17 protein-coding genes and 1 tRNA gene are annotated in these 19,901 nt (G+C 65.4%); 1 reads left to right on the top strand and 17 read right to left on the bottom strand.

The annotated features are described in order from the left end of the window. From KHC28_RS19585 to KHC28_RS19565, 5 genes are all read right to left on the bottom strand, one after another. Positions 1-114, bottom strand: a 114-nt coding sequence (locus KHC28_RS19585; protein ID WP_246565075.1) for a GTP-binding protein, incomplete at its 3' end; no start/stop codon positions are given. Between the two features lie 98 nt (positions 115-212). Next, the gene (fusA, locus tag KHC28_RS19580) at positions 213-2,288 is read right to left on the bottom strand and encodes an elongation factor G (RefSeq protein WP_214010067.1); all 2,076 of its coding nucleotides are present in this window, start codon (positions 2,286-2,288) and stop codon (positions 213-215) included. 27 nt (positions 2,289-2,315) lie between these two features. Then, positions 2,316-2,786, bottom strand: coding sequence for a 30S ribosomal protein S7 (gene rpsG / locus KHC28_RS19575; protein ID WP_214010066.1), 471 nt, complete (start codon positions 2,784-2,786; stop codon positions 2,316-2,318). An 11-nt stretch (positions 2,787-2,797) separates the two neighbouring features. Then, positions 2,798-3,169, bottom strand: coding sequence for a 30S ribosomal protein S12 (rpsL, locus tag KHC28_RS19570; protein ID WP_018390597.1), 372 nt, complete (start codon positions 3,167-3,169; stop codon positions 2,798-2,800). Positions 3,170-3,624: 455 nt separating this feature from the next. Then, complete coding sequence (locus tag KHC28_RS19565) at positions 3,625-4,101, bottom strand: MarR family winged helix-turn-helix transcriptional regulator (RefSeq protein WP_214010065.1); 477 nt, start codon at positions 4,099-4,101, stop codon at positions 3,625-3,627. A gap of 174 nt (positions 4,102-4,275) precedes the next feature. Between KHC28_RS19565 and KHC28_RS19560 the strand changes: the two genes are divergently transcribed. Then, the gene (locus tag KHC28_RS19560) at positions 4,276-4,698 is read left to right on the top strand and encodes an organic hydroperoxide resistance protein (RefSeq protein ID WP_214010064.1); all 423 of its coding nucleotides are present in this window, start codon (positions 4,276-4,278) and stop codon (positions 4,696-4,698) included. A 219-nt stretch (positions 4,699-4,917) separates the two neighbouring features. Here KHC28_RS19560 and rpoC read toward each other — a convergent pair whose 3' ends face one another. The 12 genes from rpoC to KHC28_RS19500 all read right to left on the bottom strand — a co-directional run. Further along, positions 4,918-9,102: a DNA-directed RNA polymerase subunit beta' gene (gene rpoC, locus KHC28_RS19555; protein ID WP_214010063.1), complete on the bottom strand. Its 4,185-nt coding sequence runs from the start codon at positions 9,100-9,102 to the stop codon at positions 4,918-4,920. Between the two features lie 141 nt (positions 9,103-9,243). Beyond that, complete coding sequence (rpoB, locus tag KHC28_RS19550) at positions 9,244-13,374, bottom strand: DNA-directed RNA polymerase subunit beta (RefSeq protein ID WP_214010062.1); 4,131 nt, start codon at positions 13,372-13,374, stop codon at positions 9,244-9,246. A gap of 272 nt (positions 13,375-13,646) precedes the next feature. Then, the gene (rplL, locus tag KHC28_RS19545; protein WP_214010061.1) at positions 13,647-14,021 is read right to left on the bottom strand and encodes a 50S ribosomal protein L7/L12; all 375 of its coding nucleotides are present in this window, start codon (positions 14,019-14,021) and stop codon (positions 13,647-13,649) included. Between the two features lie 49 nt (positions 14,022-14,070). Next, a complete protein-coding gene (gene rplJ, locus KHC28_RS19540; RefSeq protein WP_214010060.1) occupies positions 14,071-14,589 on the bottom strand; it encodes a 50S ribosomal protein L10 in 519 nt (172 codons plus the stop codon). A 493-nt stretch (positions 14,590-15,082) separates the two neighbouring features. Beyond that, positions 15,083-15,787, bottom strand: coding sequence for a 50S ribosomal protein L1 (gene rplA, locus KHC28_RS19535; protein WP_214010059.1), 705 nt, complete (start codon positions 15,785-15,787; stop codon positions 15,083-15,085). A 4-nt stretch (positions 15,788-15,791) separates the two neighbouring features. Beyond that, positions 15,792-16,241 carry a 50S ribosomal protein L11 gene (rplK, locus tag KHC28_RS19530; RefSeq protein ID WP_213367147.1) on the bottom strand — a complete coding sequence of 150 codons (450 nt, stop codon included), beginning with the start codon at positions 16,239-16,241 and terminating at the stop codon, positions 15,792-15,794. Between the two features lie 381 nt (positions 16,242-16,622). Further along, the gene (locus tag KHC28_RS19525; RefSeq protein ID WP_214010058.1) at positions 16,623-17,000 is read right to left on the bottom strand and encodes a ribbon-helix-helix domain-containing protein; all 378 of its coding nucleotides are present in this window, start codon (positions 16,998-17,000) and stop codon (positions 16,623-16,625) included. A 75-nt stretch (positions 17,001-17,075) separates the two neighbouring features. Continuing rightward, entirely contained in the window at positions 17,076-17,678 is a 603-nt protein-coding gene (locus KHC28_RS19520) for a DJ-1/PfpI family protein (RefSeq protein WP_214010057.1), read from the bottom strand. Positions 17,679-17,891: 213 nt separating this feature from the next. Further along, positions 17,892-18,422, bottom strand: a complete 531-nt coding sequence (nusG, locus tag KHC28_RS19515; RefSeq protein ID WP_214010056.1) for a transcription termination/antitermination protein NusG — start codon at positions 18,420-18,422, stop codon at positions 17,892-17,894. An 11-nt stretch (positions 18,423-18,433) separates the two neighbouring features. Further along, positions 18,434-18,631: a preprotein translocase subunit SecE gene (gene secE, locus KHC28_RS19510; protein ID WP_213367139.1), complete on the bottom strand. Its 198-nt coding sequence runs from the start codon at positions 18,629-18,631 to the stop codon at positions 18,434-18,436. 257 nt (positions 18,632-18,888) lie between these two features. Continuing rightward, positions 18,889-18,965 (bottom strand) — tRNA-Trp (locus KHC28_RS19505). A gap of 831 nt (positions 18,966-19,796) precedes the next feature. Then, positions 19,797-19,901: EF-Tu C-terminal domain-related protein (locus KHC28_RS19500; RefSeq protein WP_446680404.1), on the bottom strand; the 105-nt coding region annotated here is incomplete at its 5' end.

Raw genomic sequence — 19,901 nt, 5'->3', positions numbered from 1 at the left:
CTCCGCCAGCACCTTCGTGATCGCTGCCGTCAGCGACGTCTTCCCATGGTCAACGTGACCAATCGTGCCAATGTTGCAGTGAGGCTTCGAACGGTTGAACTTCTCTTTGGCCACGGGGCTCTCCGTCGGTCGGTATTCAATGTTGATACGAAATCACTCGAAAGGCCGGGGCTAACCCGTTGGCTAGCCCCATTTATCAGGTCAAGCTTGCGTCACGCGTACTTGGCCTGAACCTCCTGAGCGACGTTCGACGGCACCTGCTCGTAGTGGTCGAACTGCATGGTGAAGGTCGCACGGCCCTGCGAGAAGGACCGGAGCGTATTGACGTAGCCGAACATGTTGGCGAGCGGCACCATCGCGTTCACGACGTTCGCATTGCCACGCATGTCCTGGCCCTGGATCTGGCCACGGCGGGAGTTGAGGTCGCCGATGACCGAGCCGGTGTAGTCTTCCGGCGTCACGACCTCGACCTTCATGATCGGCTCGAGGAGCACCGCGCCGCCCTTCTGCAGGGCTTCACGGAACGCCGCACGCGAGGCGATTTCGAAGGCGAGAGCCGACGAGTCGACTTCGTGATAGGCGCCGTCGACCAGCTCGACCTTGACGTCCACCACCGGGAACCCGGCCAGCACGCCCGCACCGAGCACGCTCTCCAGACCCTTGTTGACGCCGGGGATATATTCCTTCGGCACCGCGCCGCCGATGATCTTGCTCTCGAAGGCGAAGCCCTTGCCGACTTCGTTCGGCTCGACCACGAACTTCACCCGAGCGAACTGGCCGGTACCGCCGGTCTGCTTCTTGTGGGTGTAGTCCACCTCGGTCTTGCGGGTGATCGTCTCGCGATAGGCGACCTGCGGAGCACCGATGTTGGCATCGACCTTGTAGGTACGCTTCAGGATGTCGACCTTGATGTCGAGGTGCAGTTCGCCCATGCCCTTGAGGATGGTCTGGCCGCTCTCGAAATCGGTCGACACGCGGAAGGACGGATCTTCCGCCGCCAGCTTGGCGAGGGCGAGACCCAGCTTCTCCTGGTCGGCCTTGGACTTCGGCTCGATCGCGATCTCGATGACGGGTTCCGGGAACTCCATCTTCTCGAGGATCACCGGCTTGGCCGGGTCGCACAGCGTGTCGCCGGTGCGGACTTCCTTGAGGCCGGCGAGAGCGACGATGTCGCCCGCATAGGCTTCCTTGATGTCTTCGCGGTTGTTCGCATGCATGAGCAGCATGCGGCCAACGCGCTCCTTCTTGTCGCGGGTCGAGTTCAGGAGACCCATGCCGGTCTCGAGCTTGCCCGAATAGATGCGGCAGAAGGTGATGGTGCCGACGAAGGGGTCGTCCATGATCTTGAACGCCAGAACGGAAAGCGGATCGCTATCGTTCGGGTTGCGGACGGTCTCTTCCTCGGTGTCGAAGTCGATGCCCTTGATGGCGCCACGATCGATCGGCGACGGCAGGAAATCGCACACGGCGTCGAGCAGCGGCTGCACGCCCTTGTTCTTGAAGGCCGAGCCGCAGAACACCGGGTTGAACACGCGACCGATGACGGCCTTGCGGATGAGGCCCTTGAGGGTCGCCTCGTCCGGCTCAACACCGTCGAGATAGGCCGTCAGCACGTCGTCATCGAGCTCGACCGCCGCTTCGAGCAGCTTGGCGCGATATTCGAGCGCCTGCTCGGCCAGCTCGGCCGGAATCTCTTCGTCGTGATACTTCGCGCCGAGCTCTTCATTGTCCCACACGACCGCCTTCATGCGGACGAGGTCGATGATGCCCTTGAAGTTGTTCTCGGAGCCGATCGGCAGCTGACAGCACACCGGCTTACCGTCCACGCGGTCGATGATCATCTCGACGCAGCGGAAGAAGTCGGCGCCGGTCTTGTCCATCTTGTTGACGAACACGATGCGCGGCACGTTGTACTTGTCGGCCTGGCGCCACACGGTCTCGGTCTGCGGCTCGACGCCCTGGTTGCCGTCGAGCACGCACACGGCACCGTCGAGCACGCGCAGCGAACGCTCGACTTCAATGGTGAAGTCGACGTGGCCGGGGGTGTCGATGATGTTCAGGCGCTTGCCGTGCCAGAAAGCGGTCGTCGCGGCGGACGTGATGGTGATGCCGCGCTCCTGCTCCTGGGTCATCCAGTCCATGGTGGCGGCGCCGTCATGGACTTCGCCGATCTTGTGGCTCTTGCCGGTGTAGTAGAGGATCCGCTCGGTCGTAGTGGTCTTGCCGGCATCAATGTGGGCCATGATGCCGAAGTTGCGGTAGTCCTCGATAGCGTGCGTGCGCGACATATCAGATCCTCGTCCCGGCTCTCGTCATCACCAGCGGTAGTGAGAGAAGGCGCGGTTCGCCTCCGCCATGCGGTGGGTGTCTTCACGTTTCTTCACGGCGGTGCCGCGATTGTTCGAGGCGTCCAGCAGCTCGCCGGACAGGCGCTCGATCATGGTCTTCTCGTTCCGGGCGCGAGCCGCGGTGATCAGCCAACGGATCGCCAGCGCCTGGCGACGCTCGGGGCGAACCTCGACCGGCACCTGGTAGGTGGCGCCACCGACGCGACGGGAACGCACCTCGATGGCCGGCGACACGTTGTCGAGCGCCTGGGTGAACACGCCCAGCGGCTCGCTCTTGGCGCGGCTCTCGACGATGTCGAAGGCACCATAGACGATCTGCTCGGCGACCGACTTCTTGCCGTCATACATGATGGCATTCATGAAGCGGCTCAGCACTTCGCTCCCGAACTTCGGATCGGGAGTGACTTCGCGACGCTCTGCGCGGTGGCGACGGGACATCGTTCAGTTCCTCACTTCGGCCGCTTGGCGCCGTACTTCGAACGGCGCTGCTTACGATTCTTGACGCCCTGGGTATCGAGCACGCCACGCAGGATGTGGTAGCGCACGCCCGGAAGGTCCTTCACGCGGCCGCCGCGGATCATCACCACGGAGTGCTCCTGAAGGTTGTGACCTTCGCCAGGGATGTAACCGATGACTTCATAGCCATTGGTCAGACGAACCTTGGCGACCTTACGAAGCGCCGAGTTCGGCTTCTTCGGGGTCGTGGTGTACACGCGGGTGCAAACGCCGCGCTTCTGCGGGCTAGCCTGCAGGGCCGGAACCTTGTTCCGGGCCTTTTGGGCTTCCCGCGGCTTGCGGATGAGCTGGTTGATCGTCGGCACGACTTCTCGCCTTCGCTTGCGCTGGGGGCAGGATGCCCGGCGCTAACCTATTTCCGCGGCCGCAACCGCATGAATTGTCTCTCTTGGCACTTCGGAACCTTCCGCATGCGCCGGCCGGACCGACGTTCAGGACAACCTGCGAACGAAAGAAGCGCCGCCGGCCAGCTACTGGCCGAGGGCGCTTGCCGTTCAGAGGATCACGCGGGCCTTGCGGCCGCTTGCGCGATCATGCGCCTGATAGTTCATGCTTGCGTTCCGGCAGCGTCTCGGAATTCTCTGTCCGGGCGAAGCGCCCCGACACGGCAATTCCGACCTGCCTGCCGTGAAAGTCCGGGCCTTCTACGCGTCGACTCGCCTTTCGTCAAGTGTGAAAGCGTGTAATCGCGGGGCTTCGGGGCCGAAGCGGCCTGCGATTTAGCTTTTCTTAACCATAAGCAACCCATCCCCCTCGTCGATCAGCCCTCCCCGGCCCCACCCTCCCCGCGCGACTCACTGCGGGCGGCGGCGAAGGATTCGCGGATGCCGGCCATCGACTCGCGCAGATTCGCGAGTTCCGCTACGTCCTTGCCTGAGCAGGCCAGGATCTGCGGGGGGATCGCCGCCGCCCTGGCCTTCAGCTCCCGTCCGGCCGGCGTCAGGCTCACGAGGAGTTGACGCTCGTCATCCGGGTTGCGACGCCGCTCGGCGAGGCCCATCGCCTCCAGCCGCTTGAGCAGCGGGGTGAGCGTGCTCGATTCGAGCCTCAGCCGTTCGGCGAGGCCACCCACGGTCTGCCCGTCCTTCTCCCACAGCACCAGCATGACGAGATATTGCGGATAGGTCAGGCCGAGCGGCTCGAGCAGGGGCCGATAGGCGCGCATCACCGCGTGCGCGGCCGAATAGACCGCAAAGCAGAACTGCGAATCGAGCCGCAGCCGGTCGTCCTCGTCCATTCTCGTCGCTCCCGCCGTTCGCGGCCCGCCGCCCGGTTCGCTCTGCCCCTAATTGTTATCGCGATAACTTTTCGCTGGACAATGATCCGAAGGGCGGATATTCAATTTTATATCGCATACGATCTTTTATCGTTCGATTGAATTTCAACCCGACTACCAGGCGGAGTGACGATCATGAAGGTTCTCTACAAGACCCAGGCGACGGCCACTGGCGGGCGTACCGGCTCGGCGGCCACAAGCGACGGCGCGTTCAAGGTGACGCTCGTCACCCCGAAGGAGCTCGGCGGCCCGGGCGGCGAGGGCAACAATCCCGAGCAGCTGTTCGCCTCCGGCTATTCGGCCTGCTTCCTTGGCGCGCTGAAGTTCGTCGCCGGCCAGCAGAAGGTGAAGATCGCCGACGACAGCACGGTGACCGCCGATGTCGGCATCGGCGCGCGCGACGACGGCACCGGCTTCGGCCTCGACGTGGCGCTGGCCATCTCGCTGCCCGGCGTGGAGCGCACCGTGGCGGAGGATCTCGTCGCCCGCGCCCACATCGTCTGCCCCTATTCCCACGCCACCCGCAACGGGCTCGACGTCCGGCTCACCATCGTCTGAGCCGCCACACGACCCGGCAGACACAAGGGCCGCCCCATCTGGGCGGCCCTTTTTCGTGGCAGCAATCGAAGGCTTCGTGAGCGAGCCGAGACGCGACACCGCGGCGGCAGGAACCCGGCAGCAAGGGCCGCTGGTCCGAGCCGGTCGCCGAAAAGCAAAAGGGCCGCCCCGAAGGGCGGCCCTTTCAGTATCGGGACGACGGCACCGGCCGCCGGCAGATCACTCCGCCGGGCCTTCCAGCGCCGGAGCGGCGGTCACGCCGGCATCCTGCTCGTTCTGGGCGAGGATCAGTTCGTCGCGCGTAGTCGCGGTCACCCGCAGCTTCGACATCTGGGCGCCGGTACCGGCCGGGATCAGCCGGCCGACGATGACGTTCTCCTTCAGGCCGCCGAGATCGTCGGCCTTGCCGTTGACCGCCGCCTCGGTGAGCACCCGGGTCGTCTCCTGGAAGGAGGCAGCCGAGATGAAGGAGCGTGTCTGCAGCGACGCCTTGGTGATGCCGAGCAGCACGGGATGGCCCGACGCCGGCTTCTTGCCTTCCGCGATGAGCTTCTCGTTGATCTCGTCGAGCTCGGAGACGTCGACCTGCTCGTTGGTGAGCAGATCGCTGTCGCCCTGATCGTCGATCTCGACCTTCTGCAGCATCTGGCGAACGATCACCTCGATGTGCTTGTCGTTGATCAACACGCCCTGCAGCCGGTAGACCTCCTGGATTTCGTTGACCAGATAGGCGGCGAGTTCCTCGACGCCCTTGATCGCCAGGATGTCGTGCGGCGCCGGGTTGCCGTCGACGATGAAGTCGCCCTTCTCGACGAGGTCGCCATCCTGCAGATGGATGTGCTTGCCCTTCGGGATCAGGTACTCGACCGGATCATCCGTCGAGTCCTGCGGCTCGATGGTGAGGCGGCGCTTGTTCTTGTAGTCCTTGCCGAAGCGGATGGTGCCGGCGATCTCGGCGATGATCGCCGCATCCTTCGGCCGCCGCGCCTCGAACAGCTCCGCCACCCGCGGCAGACCGCCGGTGATGTCGCGTGTCTTGGCGCTTTCCATCGGCACGCGGGCGAGCGCGTCGCCGGCACTGACGGTGTTGTTCGGATCCACCGAGATGATGGCGTCGACCGGCAGCGTGTAGCGGGCGTCGCCACCACGCGGCAGCTTCAGCACCTTGCCATCCGAGCCCTTCACCACGATCGACGGGCGCAGTTCCGAGCCGCGGCCGGTACGCCAGTCGGTGACGACGCGCTTCGCGATGCCGGTCGATTCGTCGACCGTCTCGCTCAGCGAGGCGCCTTCGACCAGATCCTCGAAACCGACGATACCCTCGACCTCGGTGAGGATCGGACGGGTATAGGGATCCCACTCGGCGATACGCTGGCCGCGCTTGATCGCGTCGCCCTCGTCCACCTTCAGCTTGGCGCCGAACTGGATCCGGTGCGCGGCGCGCTCGGAGCCGTCGTGATCGACGATGATCACCGACAGGTTGCGGCTCATCGCGATCAGGTCGCCTTCCGAGTTCCGCACCACGTTGCGGTTGCGGATCTTCACCGTGCCCTCGAAGGAGGCCTCGATGAAGGACTGCTCGGAGAGCTGCGCCGCGCCGCCGATGTGGAAGGTACGCATGGTCAGCTGCGTGCCCGGCTCGCCGATCGACTGCGCCGCGATGACGCCGACCGCCTCGCCCATGTTCACCGGCGTGCCGCGCGCCAGGTCGCGGCCATAGCAGGTGCCGCAGACGCCGCTCTTGGCTTCGCAGGTCAGCACCGAGCGAATCTTGATCTGCTGCACGCCGGCCTTGGAGATGCGCTCGACGTCGGCCTCGTCCATCATGTGGCCGGCCGGCACGATCACATTGCCGGTCGCGCCCTCGATCACGTCCTCCGCCGCGGTACGGCCCAGAACGCGCGAGCCGAGGGTCGCGACGATGTTGCCGGCGTCGACGATGGCACGCATGCCGATGCCGTTGGTGGTGCCGCAGTCGCGGACCGTGATGATGCTGTCCTGCGCCACGTCGACGAGACGACGGGTCAGGTAGCCCGAATTCGCGGTCTTCAGCGCGGTGTCGGCCAGACCCTTACGGGCGCCGTGGGTCGAGTTGAAGTACTCGAGCACGGATAGGCCTTCCTTGAAGTTCGAGATGATCGGCGTCTCGATGATCTCGCCCGACGGCTTGGCCATCAGGCCACGCATGGCGGCGAGCTGGCGCATCTGCTCGCGCGAACCACGCGCGCCGGAATGCGCCATCATGTAGATCGAGTTGATCTGCTTCTCGCGGCCGGTGACCGGATCCTTCTTCACGGCCGAAATCTCGGCCATCATCTCGTCGGCGAGGCGCGCGGAGCACTTGCCCCAGGCGTCGACGACCTTGTTGTACTTCTCACCCTGGGTGATCAGGCCGTCATTGTACTGCTGCTCGTACTCCTTGGTGAGCGCACGGGTCTCTTCGACCATGTCCCACTTCTTGGAGGGCACCACCATGTCGTCCTTGCCGAAGGAGATACCCGCGCGGAAGGCGTTGGTGAAGCCGAGCGACATGATGCGGTCGCAGAAGATGACCGTCTCCTTCTGACCGCAGTGGCGGTAGACGGTGTCGATCATGTTCGAGATCTCCTTCTTCGTCATCAGCTTGTTGACGACGTCGTAAGGAGTCTTGGCGGTCTTCGGCAGCAGCTCGCCGAGCTTCATGCGGCCCGGGGTGGTCTCGTAGATCTTCGAGACCTCGTTGCCGTGCTCGTCCGCGCCGATATAGCGACCCTTCACCTTGGTGTGCAGGGTGATGGCCTTGGCGGCGAGCGCGTGGTCGATCTCGCCCATATTGGCGAAGGCCATGCCCTCGCCGGGCTCACCCTCGCGCATCATGGTGAGGTAGTAGAGGCCGAGCACGATGTCCTGCGACGGCACGATGATCGGCGCGCCGTTCGCCGGGTGCAGGATGTTGTTGGTCGACATCATCAGCACGCGGGCTTCGAGCTGCGCCTCGATGGACAGCGGCACGTGCACGGCCATCTGGTCGCCGTCGAAGTCGGCGTTGAACGCCGAGCAGACCAGCGGATGCAGCTGGATCGCCTTGCCCTCGATCAGCACCGGCTCGAAGGCCTGAATGCCGAGGCGGTGCAGCGTCGGGGCGCGGTTCAGCATCACCGGATGCTCGCGGATCACCTCGTCGAGGATGTCCCACACCTCGGGACGTTCCTTCTCGACGAGCTTCTTCGCCTGCTTCACGGTGGCGGACAGGCCCTTAGCGTCGAGCCGCGAATAGATGAACGGCTTGAACAGCTCCAGCGCCATCTTCTTCGGCAGGCCGCACTGGTGCAGCTTCAGCTCGGGACCGACCACGATCACCGAACGACCGGAATAGTCGACGCGCTTGCCGAGCAGGTTCTGACGGAACCGGCCCTGCTTGCCCTTCAGCATGTCAGCGAGCGACTTCAGCGGGCGCTTGTTGGCGCCGGTGATGACGCGGCCGCGGCGGCCGTTGTCGAACAGCGCATCGACCGCTTCCTGAAGCATGCGCTTCTCGTTGCGGATGATGATGTCCGGCGCCTTCAGCTCGATCAGCCGCTTCAGGCGGTTGTTGCGGTTGATGACGCGGCGGTAGAGGTCGTTGAGGTCGGAGGTCGCAAAGCGGCCACCGTCCAGCGGGACGAGCGGGCGCAGGTCCGGCGGGATCACCGGAACATGCGTCAGGATCATCCATTCCGGGCGGTTGCCCGAGAGCTGGAAGGCCTCGACGATCTTCAGGCGCTTGGCAAGCTTCTTCGGCTTCAGCTCGGTGGTCGCCTCGGCGATCTCCTTGCGCAGATTGCCGGCGATCGCCTCGAGGTCCATCCCGCGCAGGATTTCGCGGATCGCCTCGGCGCCGATCAGCGCGGTGAAGCTGTCATCGCCATACTCTTCCTGGGCGCGCAGATAGTCCTCTTCCGAGAGGAGCTGACGCTCCTTCAGCGGGGTGAGGCCCGGCTCGATGACGCAATAGTACTCGAAGTACAGGATGCGCTCGAGGTCCTTCAGCGTCATGTCGAGCAGCAGGCCGATGCGGCTCGGGAGCGACTTCAGGAACCAGATATGCGCGACCGGGGCGGCGAGCTCGATGTGGCCCATGCGCTCGCGGCGAACGCGCGAGAGGGTGACCTCGACGCCGCACTTCTCGCAGATGATGCCCTTGTACTTCATGCGCTTGTACTTGCCGCACAAGCACTCGTAGTCCTTGATCGGCCCGAAGATGCGGGCACAGAACAGGCCGTCGCGCTCGGGCTTGAAGGTCCGGTAGTTGATCGTCTCCGGCTTCTTGATCTCGCCGAAGGACCAGGACTGGATCTTTTCCGGGCTCGCGATCGAGATCTTGATCTGATCGAACGTCGGCGCGGGGGCCGCCGGATTGAAGAGATTCATCACCTCTTGATTCATCGCTGTCTCCTTCGGCTCCGACATGGCCGCCGCCGTCGCGGGGCCGGATGTCCTGGGGGCCAGATGTCGCAAAAAACGTCGTGTCGCGCGAGCAACGCGCGGAAGGCCAGAGGCCCTCCGCGCGGGGAGTGTCGAGACCGCTTATTCGGCGGCGGGCAGGCTCTCGCCGGCGCCGGGGACCACCGAATGGGTCTTGGAGTTCATCAGCTCGACGTTGAGACCCAGCGAGCGCATTTCCTTCACGAGCACGTTGAAGCTCTCGGGAATGCCGGCCTCGAAGGTGTCGTCGCCGCGCACGATGGCCTCGTAGACCTTGGTGCGGCCGGCCACGTCGTCCGACTTCACGGTGAGCATCTCCTGCAGCGTATAGGCAGCGCCATACGCCTCGAGCGCCCACACCTCCATTTCGCCGAAGCGCTGGCCGCCGAACTGCGCCTTGCCGCCCAACGGCTGCTGGGTCACGAGCGAGTACGGGCCGATCGAACGGGCATGGATCTTGTCGTCTACCAGATGGTGGAGCTTCAGCATGTAGATGTAGCCCACCGTGACCTTACGGTCGAACTGCTCGCCGGTACGCCCGTCGAACAGCGTCGACTGTGCGGACTTGTCGAGGCCCGCCAGCTCCAGCATGCGCTCGATGTCCGCCTCGCGGGCGCCGTCGAACACCGGCGTGGCGATCGGAACGCCGCGCCGCAGGTTGGTGCCGAGCTCGACCAGACCTTCCTCGTCGAGCGAGGCGATGGTCTCGTCCTTGCCGTAGATGTCGCCGAACGCCTTCTTCAGCGGAGCGACGTCATTGGCGCGGCGATACTGCTCGATCGCGTTGTCGATCACCTTGCCGAGGCCGGCGCAGGCCCAGCCCAGATGGGTTTCGAGGATCTGGCCGACGTTCATGCGCGAGGGCACGCCGAGCGGGTTGAGCACCATGTCGACCGGGGTGCCGTCCTCAAGGAACGGCATGTCCTCGACCGGGACGATGCGCGAGACCACGCCCTTGTTGCCGTGCCGGCCGGCCATCTTGTCGCCCGGCTGGATCTTGCGCTTCACGGCGATGAAGACCTTGACCATCTTCATCACGCCCGGGGGCAGCTCGTCGCCGCGCTGCAGCTTCTCGACCTTGTCGAGGAAGCGCTGCTCGAGCCGCTTCTTCGATTCGTCGTACTGGTTGCGCATGGCTTCCAGCTCACCCATGAGCTGGTCGTCGGCCACGGCGAACATCCACCACTGGCTGCGCGGATAGTCCGCCAGCACGGTGCGGGTGATCCCGGTGTCCTTCTTGAAGCCCTTCGGGCCGGCGACGCCGACCTTGCCGTCCAGCATCTCGGCCAAGCGGCCGAAGACGTTACGGTCGAGGATGGCCTGCTCGTCGTCGCGGTCCTTGGCGAGACGCTCGATCTCCTCGCGCTCGATCGCCTGGGCGCGCTCGTCCTTGTCGACGCCGTGGCGGTTGAACACCCGCACCTCGACGACCGTGCCGGTCACGCCCGGGGGAACGCGCAGCGAGGTGTCGCGCACGTCGGCGGCCTTCTCACCGAAGATGGCGCGCAGAAGCTTCTCTTCCGGCGTCATCGGGCTCTCGCCCTTCGGAGTGATCTTGCCGCAGAGGATGTCGCCCGCCTGCACCTCGGCGCCGATATAGACGATACCGGCTTCGTCGAGGTTCTTCAGCGCCTCTTCCGAGACGTTGGGGATGTCGCGGGTGATTTCCTCCGGACCCAGCTTGGTGTCGCGGGCCATCACCTCGAACTCCTCGATATGGATCGACGAGAAGATGTCGCCCTTCGAGATGTTCTCGGACAGCAGGATGGAGTCCTCGAAGTTGTAGCCGTTCCACGGCATGAACGCGACGAGGATGTTCCGGCCGAGCGCCAGGTCGCCAAGATCGGTCGAGGGACCGTCGGCGATGATGTCGCCCTTGCGCACCGCGTCGCCCACGCGCACCAGCGGACGCTGGTTGATGCAGGTCGACTGGTTGGAGCGCTGGAACTTCTGCAGCCGGTAGATGTCGACGCCCGACTTCGAGGCGTCGTTCTCTTCCGTGGCCCGGATGACGATACGGGTGGCGTCCACCTGGTCGATGACGCCGGTCCGGCGCGCCGCGATGGCGGCGCCGGAGTCACGCGCCACCACCGATTCCATGCCGGTGCCCACGAAGGGGGCGTCGGCGCGGACCAGCGGCACCGCCTGGCGCTGCATGTTGGAGCCCATCAGCGCGCGGTTGGCGTCGTCGTTCTCGAGGAACGGGATCAGCGCCGCGGCGACGGAGACCAGCTGCTTGGGCGACACGTCCATGAAGTCGACGCGGTCCGGCGTGACGAGGAGCACGTCGCCGGCATGACGGCAGACGATCAGGTCCTCGGTGAACCGGCCCTCGGCATCCAGCGGGATGTTCGCCTGCGCGACGTAGTACTTCCCCTCCTCCATGGCGGAGAGGTAGACGACCTCGCTCTGGACCTGGCTGTCCTTCACGCGGCGATAGGGCGCCTCGATGAAGCCGTACTTGTTCACGCGGGCGAAGGTCGCCAGCGAGTTGATCAGGCCGATGTTCGGGCCTTCCGGCGTCTCGATCGGGCAGATGCGGCCGTAATGCGTCGGGTGCACGTCGCGCACCTCGAAGCCGGCGCGCTCGCGCGTCAGACCGCCCGGGCCAAGCGCCGAGAGACGGCGCTTGTGGGTGATCTCCGACAGCGGGTTGGTCTGGTCCATGAACTGCGAGAGCTGCGACGAGCCGAAGAACTCGCGCACGGCGGCGGCCACCGGCTTCGCGTTGATCAGGTCCTGCGGCATCACGGTATCGATGTCGACGGACGACATGCGCTCCTTGATGGCGCGTTCCATGCGCAGCAGGCCGACGCGGTACTGGTTCTCCATGAGCTCGCCGACCGAACGCACCCGGCGATTGCCGAGATGGTCGATGTCGTCGATCTCACCCTTGCCGTCGCGCAGCTCCACCAGCGTCTTGATGACCGCGAGGATGTCCTCACGGCGCAGCACGCGCACGGTGTCGGCGGCGTCGAGGTCGAGGCGCATGTTCATCTTCACGCGGCCGACCGCGGAAAGGTCGTAGCGCTCGGCGTCGAAGAACAGCGAGTGGAACATCGCCTGCGCGCTGTCGAGCGTCGGCGGTTCGCCGGGACGCATCACGCGGTAAATGTCGAACAGCGCGTCCTCGCGGGTGACGTTCTTGTCCACCGCCAGCGTGTTGCGGATATAGGCGCCGATATTGACGTGGTCGATGTCGAGGATCGGGAGCTCGTCATAGCCGAGCTCGCCGAGCTGCTTCAGCATCTTCTCGGAGACTTCCTCGCCGGCTTCGACATAGATCTCGCCGCTCTGGAGGTTCACAAGGTCCTCGGCCACATAGCGGCCGACCATCTCCTCGTCGGAGATCTTGAGCGCCTTGAGGCCCTTCTCGGCGAGCTGGCGCGCCTGGCGCACCGTCACCTTCTTGCCGGCCTCGACCACCACTTCGCCAGTGTCGGCGTCGACGAGGTCGGCGACCGCCTTGTAGCCCTTCATCCGCTTGGGATCGAACGGCATGCGCCAGCCATCCCGTGTGCGGGTGAAAGCGATGCTGTCGTAGAAGGTGGTGAGGATTTCCTGGCCGTCGAGGCCGAGGGCGAACAGCAGCGACGTCACCGGAATCTTGCGGCGACGGTCGATACGCGCGAACACGATGTCCTTGGCGTCGAACTCGATGTCGAGCCAGGAACCGCGATACGGGATGATGCGGGCGGCGAAGAGCAGCTTGCCCGAGGAGTGGGTTTTGCCCTTGTCGTGGTCGAAGAACACGCCCGGCGAGCGGTGCATCTGCGAGACGATCACGCGCTCGGTGCCGTTGACGATGAAGGTACCGTTCATCGTCATCAGCGGGATGTCGCCCATATAGACGTCCTGCTCCTTGATGTCCTTGACGGACTTGGAGCCGGTATCCGGGTCGACATCGAACACGATGAGACGCAGCGTCACCTTAAGCGGGGCGGCGAAGGTCATGCCGCGCTGGCGGCACTCGTCGACGTCATACTTCGGCGGCTCGAATTCGTAGCGGACGAATTCGAGCATCGCGGCGCCCGAAAAGTCCGAGATCGGGAAAACCGACTTGAAAACCGCCTGAATGCCGTCGTCCGCACGCCCGCCCTTCGGCTCGTCGATCTGCAGGAACTGGTCATAGGACGCCTTCTGAACCTCGATGAGGTTCGGCATCTCCGCCACTTCCTGGATCTTGCCGAAAAACTTGCGGACCCGCTTACGACCGGTGAACGTCTGCGCCATGTCGCTCCTCGCTCCGTCCGAGTATCCGTCTGAGCGCCCCTATGCCCCGCGCGTGGCTGCGCCACGGGGAGGGAACGCATTGTCGCGGAGAAGTTGGCCACCATGCGGCAAGCCGCATCCGATGCCTCCACTCCGCGCCCGACGGCTCGCCCAACAACCCCGCCTGCGCGGGATGGTCGGGGAAGCCGTCTGGCCTCCTCCGCCTCAAGTCCTTGCGGACAAAGGCGGAAGGACCGCCGGCAAAACCGGCGGCCCCCGAAATGATCGTCAGATCACTTAAGCTCGACCTTGGCGCCGGCCTTCTCGATCTGCGCCTTGATCTTCTCGGCTTCTTCCTTGGTCACGCCTTCCTTGACGGCCTTGGGAGCGCCTTCGACGAGGTCCTTGGCTTCCTTGAGGCCCAGGCCGGTGATGGCGCGGACTTCCTTGATGACCTCGATCTTCTTGTCGCCGGCTGCAGCCAGGACAACGGTGAACTCGGTCTGCTCTTCGGCGGCCGGAGCGGCAGCGCCGGCCGGGGCAGCCGCAACCGCGACGGCGGCAGCGGCGGAAACGCCCCACTTCTCTTCGAGGAGCTTCGCGAGCTCGGCGGCCTCGAGGACGGTGAGGGAGGACAGCTCGTCAACGAGCTTCGACAGGTCAGCCATTTTATCTAAGTCCTTGAATTTCGGTTCGAACCAGTATTACCGGGAAGCCTCACGCGGCTTCGTTCTCTTTGGCATAGGCACCGAACACGCGGGCGAGCTTAGCCGCCGGCGCCGTGGTGAGCTGCGCGATCTTGGTCGCCGGGGCCTGGATGAGGCCGACCAGCTTCGCACGCAGTTCATCAAGGGACGGCATGGTGGCAAGAGCCTTCACACCATCCACGTTCAGGGCCGTGGTGCCGAACGCCCCGCCCAGGATCACGAACTTGTCGTGGGCCTTGGCGAAGTCGACGGCGACCTTCGGAGCCGCAACAGGATCGCTCGAATAAGCGATGATGGTCGGCCCCTTCAGCAGGTGGCCGACATGCGCGACGTCCGAACCTTCGAGAGCGATCTTCGCGAGGCGGTTCTTTGCCACTTTCACGGTCGCGCCGCTCGCCTTCATCTGCCGACGCAAGTTCGACAGCTGGGCGACGGTGAGGCCGGAATAGTGGGCCACGACGACCACCGAGGTGCTCTTGAACACCTCGGAGAGCGACGTGACGAGCTCTTCTTTCTGAGCGCGATCCACTTCACTTACTCTCCGGTGGCGAGATGGGGACCCACCCCGCCGGTTAGCGCCTTGCCTTCCCGCCAACGGACGGATCCGAAGGCGGAACGGCGGTTGAAATCCTGTCCCCTGGGACCGGAAGACCGGCCAAGGCGCTGGTTCGAGCCGAAATTCAAGCGCCGGCGAACCGGCCCTCATCTTTCGGTCGTACCCCGTCTATGCAGGCCCCGAAGCGGGATTAGGTCGACCCGGAACGGGCCGGCACCTGCAGTCTCGGACAGGACTTAGGCCGGCAGGGCGAACCCTACCGGCCCCTTCGTCCGGGTTAGCGGACGAAAGCCTGGAATGTCATCGGCATCACCACCGACACGAGTCACGGCGACTCGCAGCCAATGGCGAAACCGCCCATATAGAGTGTCGAATGGGATTTGTCAGCCCCCAGATAGCACCGGGGGCCAACCAATTCCATCCCCGGCCCGATCACGCCGTCGCGAACGGGCCGCTCCATGCGGGATCAGGAGGCGGTGGCAAGAACCGAGGTCGGCTCCACCTTCACGCCCGGGCCCATGGTCGAGGACAGCGCGATGCGCTGCACATAGGTGCCCTTGGCGCCGGTCGGCTTCGCCCGGACCACCGCGTCAGCGAAGGCGCGGATGTTCTCGGCGAGCTTGTCGGCGGCGAAGGAGGCCTTGCCGATGCCGGCATGGATGATGCCGGCCTTCTCGACGCGGAACTCGATCGCGCCGCCCTTGGCCGCCTCGACGGCGCCCTTGACGTCCATGGTCACGGTGCCGACCTTCGGGTTCGGCATCAGGCCGCGCGGGCCGAGCACCTTGCCGAGACGGCCGACCAGCGGCATCAGGTCCGGGGTCGCGATGCAGCGATCGAACTCGATGGTGCCGCCCTGCACGATCTCCAGCAGGTCTTCGGCGCCGACGATGTCGGCACCCGCCGCCTTGGCCTCGTCGGCCTTGGCGCCGCGGGCGAACACCGCCACGCGCACGGTACGGCCGGAGCCGTTCGGCAGGTTGCACACGCCGCGGACCATCTGGTCGGCATGGCGGGGGTCGACGCCGAGATTGATCGCGACCTCGATGGTCTCGTCAAACTTGGCGTTGGCACGCTCCTTCAGGAGCCCGATGGCCTCGTCGAGACCATAGAGCTTCAGGCGATCAATGCCCTCGCGGGTGGCGCGAACACGCTTTGCAATCTTGGCCATCAGCTCAACCCACAACCTCGAGGCCCATGGAACGGGCGGAGCCTTCGATCATGCGGACCGCCGCTTCGACGGTGTCGCAGTTCAGATCCTTCATCTTCACCTGGGCAATCTCCTGCATCTGGGCCTGGGAGATCTTGCCGACGAAGCCGCCCTTGCCGGGGGTCTTGGACCCCGAACCGGGCTTCTTCTTGGTGACGAGACCCGCCGCCTTCTTCAGGAAGTACGAGACCGGGGGGGTCTTGAGCTCGAAGGTGAAGGAACGGTCCTGATACGCGGTGATCAGGACGGGGATCGGCATGCCCTTTTCCATCTGGGCGGTCTGGGCGTTGAACGCCTTGCAGAACTCCATGATGTTCAGGCCGCGCTGGCCGAGCGCGGGACCGATCGGCGGGGCGGGGTTCGCCGAGCCGGCCGGCACCTGCAGCTTCACATAGCCGGTAATCTTCTTCGCCATGAAAGGCTCCTGCTTGCGTGAGCGGCTGCCAGGCCACCAACGCAAATCACGCCGTCACGACTGCTTGGAGCCGTGGGCGACGTGGCTTTCGGATCGCGGTCGCGGCACGCGTGCTCCGGCTGGCGAACCGGTCGTGCCTCCCGCGGATGACCAATCCCTGAGGATCGGCACGCCCTACTTCGGGCATGCGAACGGTCGCTTACACCAGAATCGCCGTCAGGGAAAGTCCCCTGCGCGAGGCGATCGCGTGAAGCGACGCCGTCTCATATGGGTATTCGTCGCGCCGATGCCAGTGGCAAGCCCTCCCCTGATGGCAAGGGCAAGGGACAGGCACATGGTCGCGGGCGCGCCGTCGCGGCGCCAGTCGGGCGAGCCGGCCCCTTACACCGCCGGATGCAGCGGCGCCCGCCTTGCCGCCCGGCGCGCCTCGCGCGCCAGGATGGCGTCGGCATCGAGGCCGGCGATCGGCGCGGACAGGTCGCGCGGCACCTCGCCCTCCAGCTGCAGAGCGAGATAGCGCCCGCAGCACACACGGAGGAAGGAGGCGAAATTCTCCACCTCGCCATGCGCGAAGGTCAGCTCCTCGTGCAGCTTGGCCAGCAACTGCGGCAGGCTCATGCCGTCGCGCCGGGCGATCTCCTCCAGCACCTGCCAGTAGAAGTTCTCCAGCCGCACGCTGGTGGAGAAGCCGTTGAGCCGCAGCGACTTCAGCCGTGTCTGCCACAGCCGCGCATCGGCTTCGATGAAGAGCTTGCACATCGCATCTCTCCCGAAAGGGGTCCGCCGTGGAGCGATCATAGACCGCGCGCCCGCCCGGCGGAAGGAGAAGAGGCGTCAGGCCGCCTTGCGGGCCTCGCCATGGCTGATGGCGGTGCCGAGGACCACGAGGAACTGGGCGATCCAGGCCGGATGCGCCGGCCAGGCCGGGGCGCTGACGAGGTTGCGGTCGGTCACCGCCGCGTCGATGGCGATGTCGGCATAGGTGCCGCCGGCGAGCTCCACCTCGGCACGGCAGGCGGGATAGGCCGAGCAGGTGCGCCCTTCCAGCACCCGGGCGCCGGCGAGCAGCTGCGCGCCGTGGCAGATGGCGGCCACCGGCTTGTCCGCCGTGAAGAAGTGCCGGACGATCTCCACCACCCGGTCGTTCAGCCGGAGATATTCCGGCGCCCGTCCGCCGGGAATGACCAGCGCGTCGTAGCGGGCCGGGTCGATGTCGGCGAAGCTGGCATTGAGCGTGAAATTGTGGCCGCGCTTCTCGGAATAGGTCTGGTTGCCCTCGAAATCGTGGATGGCGGTGGCGACGCTGTCGCCGGCCTTCTTGTCGGGGCAGACGGCGTGGACGGTGTGCCCCACCGCCAGCAGCGCCTGGAACGGCACCATGGTCTCGTAGTCCTCGACGAAGTCGCCGATGATCATCAGGATGCGCTTGCCGGACATGTTTTCCTCCCAGAGCCGCCTTGTGGCGTGCGATGGGAGGATAGGACGCCCCTCGGGCCGAGGGGTGTTATCCGGTTATAGCGCCCGAGACCGCGTGCAATGGCACCCGTCGCGACAAGGCGCGCGAGGCATGGACAGGCCCGCCGGCCTCGCCGCAAACGAAAAAGGCGCGGACCCTGCCGCGCCTTTTGAAACATCCGCTGTTGAGCGAGATCAGGTCTTCTCGACCTGACCGAACTCCAGCTCCACCGGGGTGGCGCGACCGAAGATCGACACCGCCACCTTGAGGCGGGAGCGGGCTTCGTCGACTTCCTCGACGATGCCGTTGAACGAGGCGAACGGGCCGTCCGACACCTTCACCGTCTCGCCGACCTCGAAGCTGATCGAGGGCTTCGGCCGCTCGATGCCTTCCTGCACCTGCTGGAGGATGCGCATCGCCTCTTTCTCGGCGATCGGCATCGGCTTGTTGTCGGCGCCGAGGAAGCCGGTGACTTTCGGGGTGTTCTTGATGAGATGGAAGGCCTCGTCGGTGAGGTCCATCTTCACCAGCACATAGCCGGGGAAGAACTTGCGCTCGGCATCGACCTTGCGGCCACGGCGCACCTCGGTGACCTTCTCGATCGGCACCAGCACCTGCTCGAACAGCTCGGCGAGCCCGCGCTGCGCGGCCTGCTCCTTGATCGAATCGGCGACCTTCTTCTCGAAGTTCGAATAGGCGTGGACGATGTACCAGCGCTTGGTCATGACGTTGTTCCTCAGCGCCCGATGTGCAGCAGCTGCGCGACCGCGAAGCTCAGGATCTGGTCGGCGACCAGAAAGAACAGCGACGCCACCACCACCATGACGAACACCATCGCCGTGGTGATCAGCGTCTCGCGACGGGTCGGCCAGGTGACCTTGCGCGTCTCGGCGCGGACCTGCTGAAAGAACTCGACCGGGTTCGTCTTCGCCATGCTCGTCTCGGAACGCCTCTGGGCGGGACGTCCTCCCCGAGAGGGAAGCCGGACCGCGAATTCGGAAAATGCGGGAGAAACCGCGCATCGCCCTTCGTAAAGAGCGAAGCGGGCGTATAGCCTGCAAACCCGCCCCTCGTCAAAGCAAACCCGCTTCCCGACAAGGAGGCCCGCCAGCTTGGCCGCCATTGCAGCGGCATCCCGGGCCGGAGGCAAGGCATCCTGCTCGGGAATGGACTGCCATCCGCGTCGAGCGATGGCAGGAGTGGAGGGACTCGAACCCCCAACCCCCGGTTTTGGAGACCGGTGCTCTAACCAGTTGAGCTACACTCCTACGGCCCGCGAAGCAGGCGGCGCTCTTCCTAGTGATCCGCCGCGAGGATGTAAAGAGCGGCAAGCGACGGGAGTGGCATCACTCCACATCTCCGGCATCGGAAGCGGGCGCCTCGGCACCGGCGGCGGCGCGTTGACGCGGTGCCGCCGCACATTCCCGATTCGCGCCTGTGCCGGGAGCGTTCTCGAACACGCAGCGCGTCGACGGCGGCTCGCCGCACACCTTGGCAAGGTCGGCGAAGCCGATGCAGCGCCCATCCGGGCCGCGATAGCCTGGCCCGCCCTTGCAGCCACAGCCGCGGCAGGATGGCCGCTCCGGACAGGCCGCGGCCGCCGGCGCAAGCATGAGCAGCAGGCCGCCGAGGGCGAGGCAGAGGAGACGGGGCGGGAGGCGGAGCATGAGGAGCCGTTCGACGAGATGGCATCGAACGCTAGCACGTCCGATGTGAGCGCTTCACCCGCGCCTGCCCTTACCTCCCTCTCCCCGTTGGGGTGAGGTGGCCCGCGAAGCGGGTCGGTGAGGGTGACGCCATTGGGGCGCGGCGAAGAGCCCTCCCCCCAGCCCTCTCCCCGTCGGGGGAGAGGCAGCAACGCGCCGTCACGGCCCATACCCGCCTTTGTGGATCGAAGCCCCACGGAACATCGTATCAGGCGCGGCAGGCCCGCGATTCGGCACCGCTCCCGACCAGCTCAAAGAAAAAGGGAGCGCACCGCGCTCCCTTTCGGACGTCCCGAGCAGCGGAGCCAAAGCCCCCCGCTATCACTCGATGCTGGCGGCGACGACGCCGGCACCGGAAAGGAATGCGGTTTTCCGCATTCCGGCGTTCCTACTTCACTCGATGATGGCGGCGACGACGCCGGCACCGACGGTACGCCCGCCTTCACGGATGGCGAAGCGCAGCTTCTCTTCCATCGCGATCGGCACGATCAGCGCCAC

Source organism: Ancylobacter sonchi, from assembly GCF_018390695.1.
In the GTDB taxonomy this organism is placed as follows: domain Bacteria; phylum Pseudomonadota; class Alphaproteobacteria; order Rhizobiales; family Xanthobacteraceae; genus Ancylobacter; species Ancylobacter sonchi.
This window is presented reverse-complemented; position numbering and strand designations above follow the sequence as displayed.

Coding starts and splice junctions, on each gene's coding strand:
- fusA (WP_214010067.1), bottom strand. CDS start 2,288: ATGTCGCGCACGCACGCTATCGAGGACTACCGCAACTTCGGCATCATG.
- rpsG (WP_214010066.1), bottom strand. CDS start 2,786: ATGTCCCGTCGCCACCGCGCAGAGCGTCGCGAAGTCACTCCCGATCCG.
- KHC28_RS19565 (WP_214010065.1), bottom strand. CDS start 4,101: ATGGACGAGGACGACCGGCTGCGGCTCGATTCGCAGTTCTGCTTTGCG.
- KHC28_RS19560 (WP_214010064.1), top strand. CDS start 4,276: ATGAAGGTTCTCTACAAGACCCAGGCGACGGCCACTGGCGGGCGTACC.
- rpoC (WP_214010063.1), bottom strand. CDS start 9,102: ATGAATCAAGAGGTGATGAATCTCTTCAATCCGGCGGCCCCCGCGCCG.
- rpoB (WP_214010062.1), bottom strand. CDS start 13,374: ATGGCGCAGACGTTCACCGGTCGTAAGCGGGTCCGCAAGTTTTTCGGC.
- rplL (WP_214010061.1), bottom strand. CDS start 14,021: ATGGCTGACCTGTCGAAGCTCGTTGACGAGCTGTCCTCCCTCACCGTC.
- rplA (WP_214010059.1), bottom strand. CDS start 15,787: ATGGCCAAGATTGCAAAGCGTGTTCGCGCCACCCGCGAGGGCATTGAT.
- rplK (WP_213367147.1), bottom strand. CDS start 16,241: ATGGCGAAGAAGATTACCGGCTATGTGAAGCTGCAGGTGCCGGCCGGC.
- KHC28_RS19525 (WP_214010058.1), bottom strand. CDS start 17,000: ATGTGCAAGCTCTTCATCGAAGCCGATGCGCGGCTGTGGCAGACACGG.
- KHC28_RS19520 (WP_214010057.1), bottom strand. CDS start 17,678: ATGTCCGGCAAGCGCATCCTGATGATCATCGGCGACTTCGTCGAGGAC.
- nusG (WP_214010056.1), bottom strand. CDS start 18,422: ATGACCAAGCGCTGGTACATCGTCCACGCCTATTCGAACTTCGAGAAG.
- secE (WP_213367139.1), bottom strand. CDS start 18,631: ATGGCGAAGACGAACCCGGTCGAGTTCTTTCAGCAGGTCCGCGCCGAG.